Source organism: Sphingomonas kyeonggiensis (assembly GCF_014196745.1).
In the GTDB taxonomy this organism is placed as follows: domain Bacteria; phylum Pseudomonadota; class Alphaproteobacteria; order Sphingomonadales; family Sphingomonadaceae; genus Sphingomonas; species Sphingomonas kyeonggiensis.
In genome coordinates this window covers 1,545,783-1,560,973 of the sequence record NZ_JACIEH010000001.1, presented here as the reverse complement: position 1 = coordinate 1,560,973, position 15,191 = coordinate 1,545,783, and the positions used below count along the sequence as shown (strand labels likewise).

General features: G+C 59.4%; 12 protein-coding genes and 2 pseudogenes. 8 read left to right on the top strand and 6 right to left on the bottom strand.

Translation table 11 applies throughout. The features are described 5' to 3' along the window. Nucleotides 1-59: 59 nt before the first annotated feature. The 4 genes and pseudogenes from GGR46_RS07510 to GGR46_RS07495 all read right to left on the bottom strand — a co-directional run bounded on the left by GGR46_RS07510 (nucleotide 60) and on the right by GGR46_RS07495 (nucleotide 3,876). Nucleotides 60-1,322: a thiolase family protein gene (locus tag GGR46_RS07510; protein ID WP_183996027.1), complete on the bottom strand. Its 1,263-nt coding sequence runs from the start codon at nucleotides 1,320-1,322 to the stop codon at nucleotides 60-62. 83 nt (nucleotides 1,323-1,405) lie between these two features. Then, nucleotides 1,406-1,750, bottom strand: a complete 345-nt coding sequence (locus tag GGR46_RS07505; protein ID WP_183996025.1) for a carboxymuconolactone decarboxylase family protein — start codon at nucleotides 1,748-1,750, stop codon at nucleotides 1,406-1,408. Between the two features lie 28 nt (nucleotides 1,751-1,778). Then, nucleotides 1,779-2,797: pseudogene (locus GGR46_RS07500) on the bottom strand (zinc-binding alcohol dehydrogenase family protein). Nucleotides 2,798-2,811: 14 nt separating this feature from the next. Next, a complete protein-coding gene (locus GGR46_RS07495) occupies nucleotides 2,812-3,876 on the bottom strand; it encodes an L-dopachrome tautomerase-related protein (protein WP_221262576.1) in 1,065 nt (354 codons plus the stop codon). A gap of 216 nt (nucleotides 3,877-4,092) precedes the next feature. On the opposite strand from GGR46_RS07495, the gene GGR46_RS25815 reads away from it, so the two are divergent. From GGR46_RS25815 to GGR46_RS07465, 7 genes are all read left to right on the top strand, one after another. Next, the gene (locus GGR46_RS25815) at nucleotides 4,093-4,206 is read left to right on the top strand and encodes a helix-turn-helix domain-containing protein (RefSeq protein WP_343058065.1); all 114 of its coding nucleotides are present in this window, start codon (nucleotides 4,093-4,095) and stop codon (nucleotides 4,204-4,206) included. Nucleotides 4,207-4,392: 186 nt separating this feature from the next. Then, entirely contained in the window at nucleotides 4,393-4,986 is a 594-nt protein-coding gene (locus GGR46_RS07490) for a LysR substrate-binding domain-containing protein (RefSeq protein WP_343058064.1), read from the top strand. Next, nucleotides 4,964-5,470 carry a response regulator transcription factor gene (locus GGR46_RS07485; RefSeq protein WP_183996021.1) on the top strand — a complete coding sequence of 169 codons (507 nt, stop codon included), beginning with the start codon at nucleotides 4,964-4,966 and terminating at the stop codon, nucleotides 5,468-5,470. Before GGR46_RS07490 ends, GGR46_RS07485 begins: the two co-directional genes overlap by 23 nt. A 791-nt stretch (nucleotides 5,471-6,261) precedes the next feature. Then, the gene (locus GGR46_RS07480; protein WP_183996019.1) at nucleotides 6,262-6,846 is read left to right on the top strand and encodes a sigma-70 family RNA polymerase sigma factor; all 585 of its coding nucleotides are present in this window, start codon (nucleotides 6,262-6,264) and stop codon (nucleotides 6,844-6,846) included. After that, nucleotides 6,827-7,849 (top strand): FecR domain-containing protein, encoded by a 1,023-nt coding sequence (locus GGR46_RS07475; RefSeq protein ID WP_183996017.1) that lies wholly within the window; start codon nucleotides 6,827-6,829, stop codon nucleotides 7,847-7,849. Before GGR46_RS07480 ends, GGR46_RS07475 begins: the two co-directional genes overlap by 20 nt. Before the next feature lie 95 nt (nucleotides 7,850-7,944). After that, nucleotides 7,945-11,178 (top strand): TonB-dependent receptor, encoded by a 3,234-nt coding sequence (locus GGR46_RS07470; protein WP_343058063.1) that lies wholly within the window; start codon nucleotides 7,945-7,947, stop codon nucleotides 11,176-11,178. Nucleotides 11,179-11,249: 71 nt separating this feature from the next. Next, complete coding sequence (locus GGR46_RS07465; protein ID WP_183996015.1) at nucleotides 11,250-11,807, top strand: hypothetical protein; 558 nt, start codon at nucleotides 11,250-11,252, stop codon at nucleotides 11,805-11,807. A 195-nt stretch (nucleotides 11,808-12,002) separates the two neighbouring features. Here the strand turns inward: GGR46_RS07465 and GGR46_RS07460 are convergent, their stop codons facing one another. After that, nucleotides 12,003-12,257 (bottom strand): hypothetical protein, encoded by a 255-nt coding sequence (locus tag GGR46_RS07460; protein ID WP_183996013.1) that lies wholly within the window; start codon nucleotides 12,255-12,257, stop codon nucleotides 12,003-12,005. On the opposite strand from GGR46_RS07460, the gene GGR46_RS07455 reads away from it, so the two are divergent. Next, nucleotides 12,228-14,543, top strand: a complete 2,316-nt coding sequence (locus GGR46_RS07455; protein ID WP_183996011.1) for a porin family protein — start codon at nucleotides 12,228-12,230, stop codon at nucleotides 14,541-14,543. The genes GGR46_RS07460 and GGR46_RS07455 overlap by 30 nt on opposite strands. Nucleotides 14,544-14,657: 114 nt before the next feature. Here GGR46_RS07455 and GGR46_RS25355 read toward each other — a convergent pair. Further along, nucleotides 14,658-14,845, bottom strand: a pseudogene (locus tag GGR46_RS25355) (integrase); the annotation flags it as partial. Nucleotides 14,846-15,191 lie beyond the last annotated feature (346 nt).

The window sequence follows — 15,191 nt, the reverse complement described above, 5'->3', positions numbered from 1 at the left end:
ACAAGACACACCCATCAACCCGGCCAGAACCGGCCAGGTTGACGGGCTGCCCTCTCAACTCACGGGCGACGCAACAACGCTACCGTGCCATGCCCGCCATCGGCACAAATGCTGACGATCGCGAATGAGCCCGCGGACATGTTCCAGAGCTCCTTGATCGCCTGGCTCAGGTCCCTCGCGCCGGTCGCGGCGAAAGGATGGCCGATCGCGACTGATCCTCCATTCGGATTGAGCCGATCCCAGGGGAAATCACCGAAGTCGAAATCGACACCGGCGCGGTCGCGTGTCCAGCCGGGCTTCTCCAGGGCGGCTACATTGGCGAGGAGCTGCGCCGCGAACGCCTCATGGATCTCCCACAGCGCGACATCGTCGTAGCGCAGACCATGGCGCGCGAGCAGCCGCGGGATCGCGAAGCTCGGCGCCATCAGCAATCCGTCCACGCTGTGATCGACTGCGGCAATCTCGTGATCGACGAGTTCCGCATAATGGGTCCCGTTGGGCAATCGCGCCAGCCCGGCCTCGGTCGCAACCCAGCAGGCAGCGGCCCCATCCGTGATCGGCGAGCTGTTGCCCGCGGTGATGGAGCCCTTGCCGGACTTGTCGAACGCCGGCTTGAGGGCCGCGAGCTTCTCGATCGAGGTATCGGCACGGGGATTTGCATCGCGCGAAATCTCCGGCAGCGAGATCACCAGATCGTCGAAAAAGCCGGATTCCCAACCGGCGACCGCACGCTGGTGGCTTTTCAGCGACCACTCGTCCTGCGCCTCGCGCGTGATATTCCAGATCTGCGCGGTTTCTTCCATATGGTCGCCCATCGTCCGCCCGGTAATCCGGTTGGCCCAGCCCTTGACCGGCAGCACCAGATCATTCGGGGTCAGGGCCTTGAGTGCATCGAAGGCTTCGGCCGGGTCGGTACGGAACAGCTTCACGATCCGCTTCGACGCTTCCAGCGTGAGGCCGATCGGCGGGTTGCTCATCACTTCGGAGCCACCGACCAGAACAAGATCCGTGTCGCCGCCAAGCATGCCGGCTGCCGTGAGTGCGGCGATCATGCTGGTCGAGCATGCAAGCACGGCGGAATAGGCGGGCACGGTCGGATCGAGCTTTGCATCCAGCCAGATTTCGCGGCCGATATTGCTCCAGCCCAGGCTGGGGATCACGGTACCCCAGACGAACAGATCCGGCCGCGCCTGCGCGGCCATTGCCTGGACAAGGGGAACGGACAGGCTGATCGCATCGTGATCAGCGAGTGCGCCGCCACCGCGACCGAATGGGGTTCGCAGGCCTGACGCGATGTAGGTCCTCTGGGCAAAACGCTGCATGACACTTCTCCGAAAATTGGCCCGGTGGCATTCGACACCGGGCCTCACCAAATATCAATTGGCCGGATTCCGGCACGCCACGATCACTCGCCAGCGGCCGTGAACGCATCCATTGCCCGAGTGGTGTACACGAGTGCCGCGCCGGCGTTCAGCCCGATCGCCACGCCCAGTGCTTCGGCAAGTTCCTCGGCGGTTGCACCTGCTTCCCGTGCCGCCTTGGTGTGAACGGAGATGCAGCCGTCGCAGCGAAGGGTGATGGCGCACGCAGCAGCGATCAGTTCGCGCGTCTTCTCGTCGAGGTGGTTGGTCTTCCGCCCCGCCCCGCTGATCGTTGCATAGCCCCGGGTTGTGTCAGGCGTGATCTGACCGAGGCTCCCGACGCCGGCCAGAACCTGATCGCGATATTGGTTCCAATCCATCATGTGCATAGCAGCTCACCTTCTCCAGAGATCGTTTTCAGGCAGGAAATCCCTCGACGACCAGCTTCCCCATCGAGCTGCCGGTTTCGACAATGCGATGCGCTTCCTTGAGCGTAGCGGCATCGATCGGGCTCAGGCGCCTGGTCACGGTCGACGCGATCCGGCCCTCCTCCACCAACCGGGAAACCGCGTTCAGCAGCACGCGCTGCTCGCCCATGTCGTCCGTTTGGAACATCGACCGGGTGAACATGAATTCCCAGCTGACGCTGATCGCCTTGCGTTTCAGGGGAACAATATCGAGCGACTTGGGGTCGTCGATCAGCGCGATATGGCCTTGTGCCGAGACGATCTTGGGAAATAGCGGGAGATAGTGATCGGTCGCAGTCAGCGAGGCGACATAGTCGACTCTGGGGAACCCAATGCGCACGAGCTCCTCGTCAAGGGGACGCGTATAGTCGACCACATGGTGCGCGCCCATCTTCTTGACCCATTCCACACGGTCTGGACGCGACGCAGTCGCTATAACCGTGAGGCCGGTCAGCTGGCGAGCAAGCTGTACCAGGATCGAACCGACGCCGCCCGAGCCGTTGATCACGAGCAGGGTGCCCGCCGGTCCGCCGGGTCGCGAGCGACCTTCAGGCGATCGAACAGGAGCTCCCAAGCGGTGATCGACGTCAAGGGAAGCGCTGCCGCCGCACCCCAGTCAAGACTCCTGGGCTTGAGGCCGACGATCCGCTCGTCCACCAGCTGAAGCTCCGAATAGGAACCAGGACGGGTGAGATCCCCGGCGTAGAAGACTTCGTCGCCAACCCGGTAGTGCTCGACTTCGGAGCCGATTGCCTCGACGATCCCCGAAGCGTCGAAACCGAGGATCTTCGCCTCTCCCTCTGCGGGCTGAGCACTCGCGCGGACCTTCAAATCCACCGGGTTGACGGAGACCGCCTTGACCCGAACAAGGATGTCCCTGCCCGCTGGCCGGGGTATCGGCAGTTCGAGGTCGAGAAGTGCATCTTCCCGGTCGATCGCACCAGGCGCGTGATATCCGATGACCTTCATTGTTCTACTCCCGCTTAATTCTCTGAATGGGCATGCAGATCGAGGGCGAACAGGCTCACCGGCCATTGCACCCAGGAGCGGCCGCCATTGAACAGTCCGACACGGTCCAGTTGTGCGGCCGGCATCAGCAGTCGCCCGTCCTTGGTGATGAACATCGCGTCCACCCAATGGAGCCGAGGATCCTGGATGATCACCGACACGACACCGGCAGGCGTCCGCTTCCGGATCGAGTGATCGGCGAGGCTGGAAAAGTAGAGATTTCCATCGGCATCCATCACGCTCCCACCCATGGGCGGAAGATCCGCAAAGGGCTCCACCGCTGCCGCCACCGCATCCGGCCGAAGTGCCGGATCATCCAGCACCCTGGTCGGAACGCGGGACCAAGGCCCCTCCAGCGGTCCGAACAACAGCCATTGCCCGTCCGGGGTAACTTCGAGCGGATCCGAGTGAACCCGCAGGGCGCGACCATCCGGACCGTTCAGCACCTTTCCGTCCACGACGATGTTCCGCTCGGGACCGGCAACCGTTGACGGCGCCCCGTCGAGCACCCGGCGCGTTTGACCTGTCACAAGGTCGAGGACGATCAAGCCGGGCTTTCCTGCGTCCGTCAGATAGGCGTGCGTCCCGTTGAAGCGGATGTCATCGACATAGGACCCCTTCTGCGCGACATTCGCCGGCAAGCGGACGATCCTGAGCACCTTCCCTTGTGCCGGATCGATGACGACCAGCTTCGCCGCCCCCGGTATCGGATCGCCTCCAAATTCCGGAGCCCCGGTGTCCACCGCCCAGATCCTTCCCTCCGGGTCGCGATGCAGGGCGTTGATGTTCACGAACTTGTGCGATGGATCTTCCCCGGGTTTCCAGCTGTTCCAGCTATCATCCGGAAACGATACGGGGCGCCCGTCGACGATCCTCGCCAATTGTGGTCCTGTCCCGCCGGCCCATCGGGGCCCGGCGACGAAGATCGAGGCGCCCTCCTCCACAACCGCGTTCCAGATCATTGACTGGCTTTGGGCGACCTCTATCAACGCCGTATCTTGCGTCTGCTGGGCGGCCGCACCGCCTGAAACCAGCGTCATGGCGCCCATCGCCCACGGCGCGAACGCTCGCGCAAGGTGCGAGGAGGACTGCTTCCTCGGACGCATATTTATCTCCTGCTATGCAAGGGCAGCGCCGCGCCACCCGTCGACCCAAGAGATCGGCGCACCGTGGCGATTGCACCAGACGCACTTCGGTATGGGCGTCATGCAAATTTGCATGCACCTTGGCGTAATTCTGCTTACATTCGTTAGGAAATGACCGACATAGAAGCCCCCGGTCGTCTGCATTGGGACGACCTTCGCGTGTTCCTCGCCGTCGCACGTCACGGCACGCTGACGGCTGCGGCCCAGCATCTTGGTGCAACATAGCCCACGATCGGGAGGAGACTGCGGCAGCTGGAAGAGTCGAGTGGCGGTTCGCTCTTCCAGCGAGGACCCAATGGCTTCCGGCTAACCGACCTTGGCGAGGCGATCCTACTTCACGCACAGACGATTGAGGGAGAAGCTCTTGAAATCGAGCGCAAGATCGTTGGTGGAGCGCAAAGATTCGAGGGGGTGCTGCGCCTCTCCACCTCGGATTGGTTTGCGTCGCGCGTCCTCGCCGCCCCGCTGGCAAAATTCGCGCAGATGCATCCCAACCTGACGATCGAACTCATCGCCGATTTCAGGCTCTCGAGCCTCCATCGGCGGGAAGCGGATCTGGTATTTCGCTTCGCAGAGTTCGATGAGGCGGACGTACTCCAACGCCGCTTTTGTCTTATCGACTATCGGGCATATGTCGGCGCCGGCTATCTGGCGCTGAACGGTGACCCCGAAGAGAGCACGGACGGAGCCGGACATAATCTTATCGGGATGGACACCGCGTTCGCCGGCGCTGCCGACATGAAATGGCTGCTGACGCGCTGGCCCCGTGCACGGCTCGCCTTCCGCAGCAACAACCGCGAATCCCAGGCGTCGGCCTGCGCCCAGAATCTGGGCATAGCGGTATTACCACGTCTGATTGGCGAGGCGTTGGACCTTTGCCGACTGGAGCATCTGTCGCCACCGGACCGAAACGTCTGGCTCGGATATCATCGTGACCTTCGGTCATCGCGCCGACTAAAGGCGCTCGTCGAGCATCTGACCCATGAGATCGGGACGCGCATTTAGGAATGCCGGGTTTGAAAGTTCGGATTATGGTGATCCGCTACTTCGGTATGGTTGCCGCATCGAGGGCGTCGCGTTAGTCCTGCGCACAAGACTTCCGGCATTCGACGAGAGGATATTCGATTTGTCCCAACCTGCCCTGGTGGCGGTAGTCGATGACGATGAAGATGTGCGGGAATCGCTGGAAATGCTCGTGATGAGTATCGGCCATCGGGCGATGCTATTTGATTCCGCGGATGCCCTACTCGCGTCCGCGTCTTTCGATTCCTTCAAATGCGTCATCAGCGACGTTCAGATGCCGGGAACCAACGGCATCCAACTTGCCCGCGAAGTGCGCGAGCGAACCGGGGCGCCTGTGATTCTGATTACTGCGTTTCCGGCCGACGAGATCGAACGCCGCGCGATGGAGGCGGGAGCCAGAAGCTTCCTCAGCAAGCCATTCGATCCGAACGCGCTCATCGACGATCTCCTCGATCTCCTGCGATAGACCAGCCCGTAGATTCAAAAGAGCGACCTGGCGGCAATTCCCCAGTATCGGACGTTGCGGATCGACGCGCCCGCTGGCTGCTTCTGGGCCGGGAGCGGACTAGCAGGTTTGAGGTTGTGTCCTGTGAGAGCTGCCCATTTGCGCGATGCCTCTGAAAAACGCGGTGTCGCATGGTACGCGGCGATGCGTGAGCGACATTCCGATCTCGACGACGACATCTTCGGGCCGCGGCTCCGACAGAAATCTGACCTTCAATATGGCGGTCTCGAACTAGTGTTCACGCCCGAAGTGGACCATTGGATCGATCGCAAATGGATGAATAGGGGTGACGCCGTTCTCGTGGAGTGCCTGACGGAAACTCCTGATACGTCTATTCCGGGCGGTAAATCTGGGCGATCCTGATCTGATCACCGTTTGTGGGCCGATAGCGGACCGGCAGCTCACGAAACGTCAAACGCCATGACCGGGTTCCTGCTTTACGGCGTCGACGAGGAAGCAGTCGATGAGCGTCCTTTCGGCTGCGAGCCCCTGGTTGATCGCCTGCCATGATCGCAAAAAGGCGAAGTAGACATCGCGCCATCTACCGCAACAATGCCGAACTGCCCGAATTGCCCATCCATTGCGACAATCGAGACCATGTCGCGGCGGCTGCTGGGCCCAAAAGCTGGTTCTGTGTATCTTGCTATGCCGAACGGTTCGGCTTCAACTTGATTTTCGTAAATCCGGGGGTCGGAAATTCCGCGCTCAAGCATCTATAGTTTTAGGAAGATAAAAAGGAGGGGCTGCGGATCGTGGGGCAGGATCGCGCCGAACTGGTGGCCTGGGTTGCGGGGAATGTCGTTCCGCACGAAAGCGCCGTGCGCGATAAGCTGCGCTCGGTTGGTGTCCCCGAACATGAGATCGACGATATCATGCAGGACGCATATTTGAGAATCTCGCACCTCGACAGTGTGGCGCATATTCGCAATGGGCGTGGTTATCTCTTCACCGTGGCGCGCTCGATGATGCTGTTGCGCGTGCGGCGCGAGCGGATCGTACGGATCGACAGTCTCTCCGATTATGATGTGCTGACGCTCGCTGACGACGATCCGGGACCCGAGCGCCATACGGCAGCAAGGATTGATCTTGAGCGCGTCCATCAGATGATCGCGTCCCTGCCCTCGCCCTGCCGGGAGATTTTCGAGATGCGGCGGGTCCAAGGTGTGCCGCAGCGAGAGATTTCTGCTCGGATGGGCGTCTCGGAGCATGTCGTCGAAAAGCTCTCGGCCCGCGGATTGAGATTGATCTTGAAGGCCATCGCGGGCGGCAATCGTGAGGCTGCCAGCCCCGCAAAACAGCGTATCGAAAGGAAACTCCGTGACGTCGGCTTCGAATGACAGCGAAGCGGCGGATTGGGCCATTCGCCGTGAGAATGGTCCGTTGTCCGAGCCGGAACAACGCGCGTTCGAAACGTGGCTCGCAGGCGACGAGCGGCGTGCCGGTGCGTTGTTGCGCGCGGACGCCGCGCTGGCCTTTCTCGATCGCGGCCGTGCGCTCGCTGGGCTGAACTTCAACGATGTACCACATGTGCCAGGATATGTGCCGGATTCGGAGCCCGAATTCGAAGAGGGTATCGAGCAGGCACATTGGCTGTCGCGTCGAAGGCTGGTTGGCAGCGGGATGGCTGCGCTGGTCGCAGTCGGGATGACGAGTTTTCTGGCGCTGCCGCGCACTGAAAAGATCGTAACCCAATTGGGCGAGGTCAAGCGAACACCACTCGCCGATGGATCAGTTGCAACCGTCAATACGGCCAGCCGCATCACCGTCGCGATGTCGAAGAATATGCGTAACATTTCGCTGGACGATGGCGAAGCCTGGTTTGAGGTTGCGCATGACCGCACGCGACCGTTCGTGGTCAGGGCCGGTGACGTCAGCATAAAGGCGGTCGGAACGGCCTTCTCGGTGCGCCGGACCGATGGTGGGGTGGATATTCTGGTAACGGAGGGCGTCGTCGAGGCGTGGCGCGACGACCAATCCGCGACACCCTCACGTATCGCGCAAGGCGAACGCGCCTTTGTCGCAGATGCGAAAGGAAGCAACGTCAATATTGCTCAGAACACCGTTGTAGTGCGAGTCGATAGCGAGATCGACCGTGCATTGGCATGGCGTAATGGCGACCTAGCCCTCAACGGTGAGACGCTTGATTACGCGGTCGAGGAGCTCAATCGGTACAATCGACGTAAAATTATCGTTGGTGACAGGGAATTGGGGCGTTCGCCGATCGTGGGATACTTCAAGGTCAATGAGCCCGACAATTTCGCGCATTCCGTAGCGTCATTGTTCAATGCCCGCGCTCAATTCGGCCGCGAAGTCATTAGAATAGATACAAATCAGAAATAAAACTCTTTGGACGGGAGGGTCGGAAACCCTTCGCCCAAGCATCTCTATATAGGGGAGCGCAATGTACGCTTCCCAATTTGGGGGAGGGGTAACGGGTGAAAGGTATATCGTCGGCATTTTACTGCAGCGCGGCAATTGCCGCCATTGTGGCGAGCAGTCCGGTTGCAGCACAAACACGATCATTCGATCTTTCGGCAGGGGTAGCCGAGCAAAGCATTCCGGCCTTTGCGAAACAGGCTGGTATCCAGATCATGGCGGACGGCAGACTCGTGCGCGGTAAGCGCACCAATGCCGTACGCGGAACCAAATCGGTGGAAGAGGGCCTGCGCGAACTGCTCGCGGGAACGAATCTTCTCGCCGAACTGCAACCCGGCCGGGCAGGCTCCTTCATCATCCGGGCGGGAGGCGCGGCATCTGCCGCCCCAAAAGCGCAACCCGTGGCGCCCGCGCCACAGACCGCCCCAGTCGAGGAGCCCGCAAGCGGGCAGCAGGCGACATTCAGCAATGATATCATCGTGACCGCGCAGAAGCGCCGGGAATCGATGCAGAGCGTGCCGATCGCGATGAGCGCGTTCACCTCGAAAACGCTTGATGAAATGAAGATCGAGGGGGGCGCGGAACTTGTCCGCGCAGTGCCCAACATCTCATTCTCAAAGTCGAATTTCGCGAGCTACAATTTCTCGATCCGCGGCGTCGGCACCAAGGCGTTATCAGTCGCGTCCGATCCTGGTGTGGCGGTCAGTTTCAACAATACCCCATTGATCCGCAATCGTCTGTTTGAACAGGAATATTTCGACGTGCAACGCGTCGAAGTGCTGCGCGGACCACAAGGCACACTTTATGGCCGCAACGCAACGGCGGGCGTGGTCAACATGATCCCGAATTTCGCCAACCCCGACAAGCTCGCCGCCGAGTTCAAGCTGGAAACGGGCAATTACAAGTCGATGCGGGCAGCCGGCATGGTCAATCTGCCGCTCACCGATACGCTCGCCGTGCGCGCTGCCGGCGCCTGGACGAACCGCGACGGATATGACTACAACACCGTCACCGATCAGCGCGTCAATGGCCGCAACCTTTGGGGCAGCCGCGTCACCGCGGCCTGGCAGCCAGGCCGCAATTTCAAAATCAACGCCGCGTGGGAACATTTCTACGAAGACGACGATCGCTCGCGCACGGGCAAACAGCTTTGTCACACTGATCCCGGGCCGGCTTCAATGGGTGGCAAGACCCTTACGCCGGTGATCAGGGGCGCCCTAAGCCAGGGTTGCTCGCCAGGCTCGCTCTATGACGACGGCGCTTATGGAGTTCCGAACGGCTTCTCCCTGCCGTACATCAATGCAGCCGCCTCCGTGATCGCATTGGGGTACAAGGCCGGAGCTGTGGGCGGAGCCGCTCCGGTCATGTTGATCGACGACACGCGAGATCCTTACGCGAGCGTCACGCAATCCCGCAATCTCCGAGAGATCGCGACCGCTATAGATCCCAGGTTTCGTGCGAAGAACGATATTCTTCAGCTTAATATCGAGGCGGGGCTGGGAAAGAATCTGAAATTCTATTCCAACACCTCATATTCTGAGGATTCGTACTATTCGTTTCAGGATTACAATAGATTCAATAGCGGTAGCGTGTTCAATGATTCGAGCGTTTTGTTTGCTCTCAGAACAAGGCCATTGGCGACCAAAGGTATCGCTGTCGGAGGCATTCTGGATGATCCCCAATTGGGGGCCTCGTCTAACATCCTCGGCGCGGATACGGTCAATTCTCATAGCAAGCAATGGTATCAGGAGTTCCGCCTGCAATCGTCATTCGACGGAAGGATCGAATTTAATCTTGGGGTAAACTATCTTAACTTCAAGATAAAAGAAGATTATTATGTATTCAATAATCTATTCACTGCAATAGCCAGAACCGTTCTGGGTACAGGGAATACCAGCGGCGTCGTTAGGGATTGCACCGGGTGGACCGGGGGCGCGGATTGCACCTATGTAGATCCGAATCCACTGAATTCTCTAAACGGAAACGGCCACAATTATTTCCGTAGCCAGAATATCGCCAAAACGGAATCCTATGCAGGATTCGGCGAAATCTATTTCAAAGCCGCCGACCGGCTGAAGGTTACGGCAGGGCTTCGCTACACTGACGACAAGAAGACGGCGACACCGATCCCAACGCAACTGCTCCTCGGAACGGGGATTCTAGGGTTTGGCCTGATCAATGAGGGATATCAGGTGTCTCCGGATATCGTGCAGAAATGGGGCCGCGTAACGGGAAGGCTTGTCGTGGATTGGAAGCCGCGCCTCGCTTTCACGGACGAGACCCTGCTCTACGCATCCTTTGCACATGGCTACAAGGGGGGTGGCACCAACCCTCCGGGAATTGGGGCCAATCCGGCCTATCTGCAATTCTTTCCTGCATCTCAAACCTTCAAACCCGAAAGCGTCAATGCGTTTGAGGTCGGAACGAAGAATGCCCTGGCCGGCGGGCGGCTGACGCTGAACGCAACCGCCTTCTATTACAAATATAAGGATTATCAGGTTTCCCAGATCGTCGATCGCATTGCCCTGAATGAAAATTATAATGCCGATATCTGGGGTGCCGAACTCGAAATGCTGTGGCGGCCAACGCGACGCATCAGCCTGAACGCCAATGTCGGTTATCTCGGCACGCGCATCGCGAACGGCATGAAGTCGGTCGACGTCATGGATCGCACGCAGGGAAATCCGGATTGGGTCATCGTCAAACCCTGGATTCAACTGGCCTCCAATTGCATTGCGCCGCGCGCGCTCGTTGAAAAGATCATCAAGCGATCGTCATTTAACAATGCAAGCGGCCCTGGAGATCTTTCAACGTTCTGTGGCGGACAAGTCGGCAAGAATTTCACCGCCGGAAGTTATTTCTCCAATCTTACCGGGATTGTATACGATCCAGCAACCGACGCACCAAATAATGGCAGGGGTTTCTACGCTGATCTTGGGGGAAATGAGTTGCCGAACTCTCCCCATTGGACAGTTAATCTTGGCGCTCAATATGTGCTGCCTATCAGCGAATGGAATCTCGCATTTAGGGGCGATTATTATCGCCAGAGCTCGAGCTGGTCACGCGTGTACAACATATCGATCGATCGTTTGCGGTCCTGGGACAATGCGAACATCTCCGTAACACTCGATCGCCCGGAAAGCGGATTCTCGATGCAGTTCTATATTAAGAACCTATTCAACAAAACTCCTATTACTGATGCATTCATCAACAGTGATGACAGTGGCTTGACTGCAAATGTATTTACGCTTGACCCAAGAATAATCGGCTTTAACATGACAAAGAAATTCTGACGACTCGCCTTAAATGAGTCGAGAGTTCTGCGTCATTTCATCCGATTTACCCGAATTTCTGGGATCGCTCCATGAACGTGAGCGATGATGTTCGCAGGAAAGCATTCAACGTCTGCGGACATCTGGGAAGCGACACCTTTTATGTCGCGCACAAGAGGAGAAGGATTATGTTGAAGGCTTCTATCAGCACAATCGCCGTGCTTGTCGGGTTGAGCGCAATGCCCGCCTATGCCCAGAGCTTTACTCCGGCGCCGACGACGGTGTCCGGCACCGGTACGGGATATGTAAATGGCACCCCTTGCACCGGCGCAACTGTCAACGGGTCAGTAAATTCGTCCGGAACCTACGCGGATGTGACGTTTGATAATTCGGCAACTGCTTGCTCTGCTTACGGAGTTACCGCCCGCGTCTGGGCGAACGGTACGTTGAGCAACGTAGTTGTCACCTATCTTCCTACGTCTACCGTCATTTGTAGCAGCGGGACCACGACCTACCCGGGCGTGGTCGAGTATACCAATGTAACCGGCACCACGGTGAACGCATATGTCGATCCTTCGGCGCCCGTCAGTGTCGGCGCTTGCGCAGTGGCGGCCGACATGACCGTGGGCACCCTTCAGTTCGTGCCGTAAGGTACGATTGTTCAAGGCAGTAGGCGGATGCTCCGACCGGCGGATCGCCGATTGAAGCACCCGCACCAAGACCCGCCCAACAGGCACCGCGTCGTTCCGAGCGGCGCGGTGCCATTTCCATCTGAGATGGCACGGATGGGAATTGTCGCGTTAGGGTGCGCCAACGGATTTTGCAATGTGCGCTGGTCCAGACGATCAATTGCTGGCGTTGTCCTCACGCTCAATTTGGTGCCGGCTACCGCCGATGGCATGATAGCGGCTCGTGAAGTCGCAGCCGAACGCACAAGCGATCAGGCGCAGGGCAATGCGCATGATCAAGAGGCAGGGCGGGATGATATTGTCGTCACGGCGCCTCGGCGCGGCGATGCGCAGATCGCTGCCGAAACCGAATTCAGCGAGGATCAGATAGCCTCCCAGGGCATGGACTCGATCGATGACCTGCTGTTGCATCTTCGGCCCTTCCTCAGCCCCGACGGCGAGGAACCGGTTTTGCTGATCAACGGCAAGCCGGCTGGCTTCGATCGCTCAATTCTTGGCTATCCACCCGAGGCCCTCGCCCGTCTGGCCATTCTCAAGCCGGAAGCGGCAGCGCGCTATGGCGCCGCCCCCGGAAGGCGCGTCGTCAATCTCGTGCTCAAACAACATTTCGCCAGCCTCGAACTGGATGCCAGCACGTCCGCCCCTTTTCGGGGTGGCCAGATGAGCAATGGTCTTATCCCGTCCCGCACCATCATCGACGGGGATACGCGCTGGAATATTCGCGCGAACATCGGGCGTGACAGCGGCATGCGCAAGAATGCCCGGTCCATCCCGCAGGATGCTGGGGGCCATTACCGGTCAGGCGTCATCTCCGCCCTCGATGGAGGTGAGATTGATCCCGCGCTCAGCGCTGCGGCCGGATCGACGATCGTAACCGCCGCTCTTCAAGGCCTCTCGCTTGCCGCCCCGCCTTCGCTGGCAGATCTTGTCGCTACCGCTGGGCAGAGCGACCCGTTCGATCCAAATGCATATACTTCGCTACAGTCCGCGCGAAGCTCGGTGAGCCTGGCGATCGGTATGGCGCGACCCGTCGGACCGTTCGGCCTGTCGGTCTCGCTCACGGCCAATAGCCTCCGCAGTGAAGGGCTGCGCGGGGTTCCGATGGCGTCGGTGGTGTTGCCAGCGGGTAATCCCTGGTCACCCTTCTCGCGCGACGTTCTGCTGACACGACCGCTTGATGGCATCAACGCGCTGCGTGCCGACAATCTTGCCCAATCATTGGGTGGTTCTCTGACGTTAAACGGTTCTGTCGCCGGATGGCAAACCAACCTGGGCATAAGCTACCGTATCAGCCGGAACGACAATCTCCTGGAGACCGGCATCGACACTCAAAGCGTGCAGAATCTGCTGGATATCGGGGACCCAGCCTTCAATCCCTATGCCCCCTGGCCCCGGCACTTGCTACGGGGGACGAGAACAAGAACCGTGTCCGATGACTGGAGCGTGCGCGCTGATCTCCAGAAAGGCGTCGTTCAATTGCCGGCAGGGCCGCTGACGATCAGCCTCTCGGGCAATGCCAACCGCGCCGCCACGCACATGCGTCAGCACGATGCCAAGGGGAATGCGGTAACGACCAATGACAGGTCGCGGGACCAGGCAAACGTGCAGGCCGCACTCACTGTCCCGATCGCGCGACGCGGCAACGAGTCTCCATTTCCGATCGGAGACCTGTCCGTTGACCTGACGGCGGGATGGCAGTCGATGAGCGAAAGCAAAGCGCAATGGCGCTTTAGCAGCGGTGTCACCTGGTCCCCCATCCGAGCGGTCCAGTTCCGGGCAATGTTCGATGATCAGCAAGCCTCGCCATCGGTGACGGAGTTGGACGGGCCCATCGTCACGACTGTCACGCGAATGGTCGATTACGCCAAACAGGTTGTTGCCGAGCCCATCATAATCACGGGAGGCAATCCGGCGCTCAAAGGTGGCAGTCGCCAGGAAGTGAGGGTCTCGGCGATGGTGCGCCCCCTAAAAAGCGGAATGCTGACCTTCAATGTCGGATATCGTCAAACGGTCTCGAAAAACATGCCGAGCCCGCTGCCAGAGTTGACGCCGGCGATCGAAGCGGCATTCAAAGACCGCATTACCCGTGACGCGGACGGCAATCTCGTATCGATTGACGCGCGATCGATCAATATCGCCAGGGATCGCATCGCCGACCTATCGGGCGGCTTGGCGTTGCGCTTTGCCGGTGGCAACACAACGGCCATCCCCGGTGCACGTGCGGATCCCGTTCAATACACACTCGCATTGAACGAGATCTACCATCTGAAAAGCGAGATGTTCGTCAAAGCGGGATTGCCCGTCATCGATCGCTTGAGAGGAGGGAGTGGCCTGTCGCGTCACACGGTCAGCCTGCAATTTGATGTCGGAACGCGCGGTCTTGGGGCTTCGCTCAGTGCAAACTGGAACAGCGCCGCGCGCATCGATAGTCCCGGATCAAATCGGGACCAGGTGTTTCGGGTCACCCCGCCGCTGACGATCAATCTTTCCACGTTCCTGAACCCGGACAACATCTTCAAGGGCTGGCGCAATAATCCTTTGACCAAGGGCTGGAAGATATCTGCTGCAGTCCAGAACCTGCTCAACAGCTATCGGCGCGTCGCGCTGATCAACGGCCAGATCCCCGCGGGCTATACCCATGATGAAATCGATCCTTTGGGCCGAACGATCCGACTTCAAATCCGAAAGAGATTCTAACAATACACGCTGCTGGCTGCTCGGTGCGCTGCCGTTCAACGAACGACCGATAAGACCCATGGCTTTCCGGCGATTGGAGTGGCCCATCTTCGGCTCAGACGGGCCACTCCACCGTCAAATTTCCGTTCGCTCCGCAAGGGCATCTTCGATATCGACGCCGAGATAACGAAAGGTGTTTCCGACCTTCGGATGGCCTAACAGGATCTGGATCGCGCGAAGGTTTCCAGTGGCCTGGTATATATCATTGACGCCTTTGTGCGGCGGAGCGAATGCGTGCCATACTCGGCGCGTCGAAGCCCAATTGCATCCCCACATTAGGGCGTTCTTCCCTCTCGAGTTCGAAGGTCGGGCCCGTGCCTTTGTCCGACCAAACCCAACTCCGAGGCTCATTGGGGGAACCGGCGATAGGCGCAATTCCGGGTCGATCAGCGGATATCCAGATCATTGATCGGAAGTCGCTCGACGATATCCACGCGTATCTCAATATGTTAGCGGGTGCCGAAGCATGGCGAGACTGCCCGCTAGCCGACATTCGCGCAGACATGAATGAGCGTCTGCTTTCGGGCGGTTCGTCAACTGCGACGAACGGCCGGTCTGGGGCACATGGCAGCCACCCCGGTAGTGGCTTCGGAATGACCACTTCCCACC

Coding starts and splice junctions, on each gene's coding strand:
- GGR46_RS07495 (WP_221262576.1), bottom strand. CDS start 3,876: ATGACGCTGGTTTCAGGCGGTGCGGCCGCCCAGCAGACGCAAGATACG.
- GGR46_RS07465 (WP_183996015.1), top strand. CDS start 11,250: ATGAACGTGAGCGATGATGTTCGCAGGAAAGCATTCAACGTCTGCGGA.
- GGR46_RS07505 (WP_183996025.1), bottom strand. CDS start 1,750: ATGCACATGATGGATTGGAACCAATATCGCGATCAGGTTCTGGCCGGC.
- GGR46_RS25815 (WP_343058065.1), top strand. CDS start 4,093: ATGACCGACATAGAAGCCCCCGGTCGTCTGCATTGGGACGACCTTCGC.
- GGR46_RS07510 (WP_183996027.1), bottom strand. CDS start 1,322: ATGCAGCGTTTTGCCCAGAGGACCTACATCGCGTCAGGCCTGCGAACC.
- GGR46_RS07460 (WP_183996013.1), bottom strand. CDS start 12,257: ATGCAACAGCAGGTCATCGATCGAGTCCATGCCCTGGGAGGCTATCTG.
- GGR46_RS07455 (WP_183996011.1), top strand. CDS start 12,228: ATGGACTCGATCGATGACCTGCTGTTGCATCTTCGGCCCTTCCTCAGC.
- GGR46_RS07485 (WP_183996021.1), top strand. CDS start 4,964: ATGAGATCGGGACGCGCATTTAGGAATGCCGGGTTTGAAAGTTCGGAT.